Genomic DNA, 565 nt, shown 5'->3' on the forward strand with positions numbered 1-565 from the left:
GACGGCTGCGAGCAGCCTGCCAGGGTCATCACGGAATGCGCCTAGCCCTGTATTGCAACTGGCGCATAGCAACGCTCTTACGGAACCGCTGACGTGACAGTGATCGACGCTCAGTGTCCGTCGCGGGGGTTCCTTGTACCTGATCTTACCCGAACAGGGGTTCGAGTCAGGTGGTGGGGCGGCCGACCGAGCAGCCGAACCGGGCCGCCAGAGCGGACGCCAGATCGGGGCTCGACGACTCCACCCACGACGGGGCAGACGCGGTCGAATGCGCCTGCCACAGGCCGGTGTTGCCGGACTCCTCGCTGTGGCAGATGTCGCGGATCGCTTCCTCGAAGCTCCGCGACTCCGGCACATCGATCTCCGTGACGTGCTCCCCCTCGTGGCCGGGGAGAGCACCGATGGGGGCGGAGTTACCGAGACGGACAGAGGGCATGACAAAACCTCCGGGCATGGGTGAGAGCCCGCCCGCAGGTGTGCGGACAGGCGGAGAGGGGTGAGTTCAGGTCAGCGGAAACCGCTGTAACTGGCGGCGTTGCCGGTGTTGCGGACGTTGTGCTGCAAC

General features: G+C 66.0%; 2 protein-coding genes. Both read right to left on the reverse strand.

Going from position 1 to position 565, the window contains the following annotated elements; genetic code table 11:
* The coding region (locus B7P34_RS36130) for an endonuclease domain-containing protein (protein WP_223268623.1) at window positions 1-270 on the reverse strand (270 nt) is incomplete at its 3' end.
* A complete protein-coding gene (locus B7P34_RS39170; protein WP_223268624.1) occupies window positions 167-436 on the reverse strand; it encodes a hypothetical protein in 270 nt (89 codons plus the stop codon). The genes B7P34_RS36130 and B7P34_RS39170, both read right to left, overlap by 104 nt.
* Window positions 437-565 lie beyond the last annotated feature (129 nt).

The sequence above is a fragment of the Streptosporangium nondiastaticum genome (assembly GCF_003011965.1).
Classification (GTDB): domain Bacteria; phylum Actinomycetota; class Actinomycetes; order Streptomycetales; family Streptomycetaceae; genus Streptomyces; species Streptomyces nondiastaticus.

What these genes read in the sequence shown, in the direction of transcription:
- B7P34_RS39170 (WP_223268624.1), bottom strand. Translation starts at nt 436, where the DNA reads ATGCCCTCTGTCCGTCTCGGTAACTCCGCCCCCATCGGTGCTCTCCCC.